Raw genomic sequence first — 3,004 nt, forward strand, 5'->3', positions numbered from 1 at the left:
CGCTCACGGCGGCGGGCCTTCCGCTGCTCGCGGGAGGGCGCGGGGGCTTCGGCGTCTTCCTCGGCCCCTCCGCGGGCTACGCGCTCGGATGGATCCTCGGGGCGATCGTCATCGGGCTGCTCGTCCACGCCGGGGGCCGACGTCCCGTCGTGTGGTGCACCGCCCTCGCCATGATCGCGGGCGGTGTCGGAGCGATCTACGCGATCGGCATCCCCGTGCAGAGTGCTGTCACGCGCCTTCCGCTCGGGGAGACCGCGCTCACGAGCCTCGTGTTCGTGCCCGGCGATCTGCTCAAGGCCGCGCTCGCGACCGCCGTCGTCGCCGCGCTCGTGCGGGCGTACCCGCGCGGGTTCCGCCGCGCGTGGACGCGACCGGCGGCGGCGCCCGCGGCCGCCGCGGCGTGATCGTCGTCCTCGACGGCGACGACGGGCGGCTCGTCGAGCGCATCGCCGCGACCCGCGAAGCCGGCGACGCCGTGCTGATCGCCGATCCGCGCTGGAGCGCCGACCAGCGCGCGGGCGTGGAGCGGGTGGCATCCGGGATCGACGAGGGGGATGCCACGGCCTGGGCGACCCTGACCTCGGGCAGCACCGGCGCGGCGCGCATCGTGCGGCGGACGGCCGCATCCTGGACGGACTCCTTCGCGGCGGTGAGCGCGCTCCTGGAAGCGGGACCGGACGACGTCGTGGCCCTCCCCGCCCCGCCGTCGTCGTCGCTGACCCTGTTCTCTCTCGCGCACGCACTCGGGGGCGGTCCGCGGCCGGTGCGGGGCCGCGATCCCGCCGCGACGCTCCTGCACGCGACGCCCGAGGGCTTGCGCGCCGTGCTCGAGGACGGCTCCCTGCCGCGGCTGCGCGTCGCCCTCGTCGGCGGATCCCGCCTCGACCCGTCGCTGCGCGAGCGCGCCGACGCCGCCGGCGTGCGGGTCGTGTCGTACTACGGGGCGGCGGAGCTGTCGTTCGTCGCCGTCGACACCGGCGACGGGCTGCGCGCGTTCCCGGGGGTGGAGCTCGACGTGCGGAGTGGCGAGGTGTGGGTGCGCTCCACGTTCGTGGCATCCGGCTACCTCGGAGCGGACGGCCCGCTGCGCCGCGACGGGGCGTGGGCCACCGTCGGCGATCGCGCCGAGCTGCAGGACGGACGACTGCGCCTGCATGGCCGTGCCGACGACGCGATCCTCAGCGCCTCGGCGACCGTCATCCCCCACGAGGTCGAGCAGGTGCTGCGTACGATCCCCGGTGTGCGCGACGCCGTCGTGTTCGGGATGCCGCGCCCCCGCGTGGGCGCACTGGTCGCCGCGTTCGTGGAGGGGCCGGATGCCCACCCGGCCGCCGTCCGATCCGCGGCCGCCGCCCTGCTCGCCCCCGCTCATCGACCGCGACGCTGGGCGTTCGGGGAGATCCCGCGGACGCCCTCGGGAAAGCCCGCGCGGGCCGAGGTGGAACGGCTGATGGAGGGAGAGCGCGATGGCCGACACTGACCCCGTCGTCGTCGCGGCGCGGCGCAGCCCCCTGGCGGTGCGGGGGCGCGGCCTCGCCCGCCTCGACGCGGGCCTTCTCGCCGGCGAGGTCGTCGCGGCGGTCGTGGCCGACGCGGGATCCCCTCCGGTCGCCGACGTGGTCCTCGGCAACTGCACCGGCCCGGGCGGCAACCTCGGCCGCATCGCCGCCCTCGCGGCCGGCCTCGGGGTGGGGGTTCCCGGGGGCACCGTCGACCGGCAGTGCGGGAGCGGGCTCGCGGCGATCGGGGATGCCGCGCTGGCGACGCGCGCCGACGGCCGGACCCGCGTGGCGGGCGGGGTCGAGAGCGCCTCGACCGCTCCCGTCCGCGTGCACGACGGGACGCCCTTCGCGCGAGCCCCCTTCGCCCCCGCGGGCTTCGCCGACCCCGACATGCTGCGCGCCGCCGACGACCTGGCCGCCCACGACGGTCTGTCGCGCGCCCGGCAGGATGCCTACGCCCAGCGCAGCCACGAGCGGGCGATGACCGCGCGAGCGGCCGGGCGCTTCGACGCCGAGATCGTGCCCGTGGCGGGGATGATCGGCGACGAGGGCATCGGCGTCTCCGTGGCGGCGCGGGCACGTCTCGCGCCGCTCGTGGACGGGGGCACCGTCACCGCCGCGACCTCCACCCGCGTCGGCGACGGGGCCGCGGCGGTCGTCGTCGCTCCGGCCGGATCGGCGCCGGGGCTCGCGATCCGCGCCTCCGCCGTCGTGGGCTGCGACCCGGCCCTGCCCGGCATCGGGGCCGCGCCCGCGATCGAGGCCGCTCTCGCGCAGGCGGGGCGGGATCTCGCCGAGGTCGCCGCGATCGAACTCGTCGAGGCGTTCGCCGCGCAGAGCATCGCCGTGCTATCGCGCCTCGGGCTCGACGACGACGACGCGCGCGTCTGCGCCGAGGGCGGCGCGCTGGCCCTGGGGCACCCGTGGGGAGCCAGCGGAGCGGTGGCCGTCGTGCGCCTGTTCTCGCGGCTCGTGCGCGCGGGAGCCCCCGCGGGCACGGTGGGGCTCGCCGCGGCATCCGTCGGCGGCGGCCTCGGTGTCGCCGCGGTGTTCGAGGTCGTGCGGTGAGGGGGCCGCGCTGGCGCGGGCTGACCGCGCGCCCGGGCGAGAGGAGGGTCGTCCGGTGAGCGTCCTGCGTTGCCGCGCGTTGACCGCGCGTCTCGGCGACACCGAGGTGCTGCACGATGTCGCCCTCGATCTCGGAGCCCGCACCATCGCCATCGTCGGCGACAACGGCTCGGGAAAGTCGACCTTCGCCCGGATCGCCGCCGGACTCGTGCGGCGCGCGTCGGGAGACCTGGAGGTGCTCGGGCTCGATCCGGACAGGGATGCCACGACCCTGCGCCGTCACGTCGCCCTCGTGCTCAGCAACCCCGACGCGCAGATCGTCATGCCCACCGTCGCCGAGGACGTCGCCCTCTCGCTCCGTCCCCTGCGCCTCTCGCGTGAGGAGCGGGTCCGGCGCGTCGCCGCGACGCTCGAACGGTTCGGGCTGGACGCGC

At 77.3% G+C, this 3,004-nt stretch carries 4 protein-coding genes; all 4 read left to right on the forward strand.

Features of this window, described 5'->3' with window-relative positions; all coding sequences use genetic code 11:
- On the forward strand, window positions 1–404 hold a 404-nt coding region (locus tag QZ433_RS10945; protein ID WP_295783225.1), incomplete at its 5' end, for a biotin transporter BioY.
- The gene (locus QZ433_RS10950; RefSeq protein ID WP_295783227.1) at window positions 362–1,480 is read left to right on the forward strand and encodes a class I adenylate-forming enzyme family protein; all 1,119 of its coding nucleotides are present in this window, start codon (window positions 362–364) and stop codon (window positions 1,478–1,480) included. The genes QZ433_RS10945 and QZ433_RS10950, both read left to right, overlap by 43 nt.
- Window positions 1,467–2,570, forward strand: a complete 1,104-nt coding sequence (locus QZ433_RS10955; protein WP_295783230.1) for a thiolase family protein — start codon at window positions 1,467–1,469, stop codon at window positions 2,568–2,570. Before QZ433_RS10950 ends, QZ433_RS10955 begins: the two co-directional genes overlap by 14 nt.
- A gap of 55 nt (window positions 2,571–2,625) precedes the next feature.
- The coding region (locus QZ433_RS10960) for an ATP-binding cassette domain-containing protein (RefSeq protein ID WP_295783234.1) at window positions 2,626–3,004 on the forward strand (379 nt) is incomplete at its 3' end.

Origin of the sequence: uncultured Microbacterium sp. (assembly GCF_913776565.1) — a bacterium.
Taxonomy (GTDB): Bacteria; Actinomycetota; Actinomycetes; order Actinomycetales; family Microbacteriaceae; genus Microbacterium.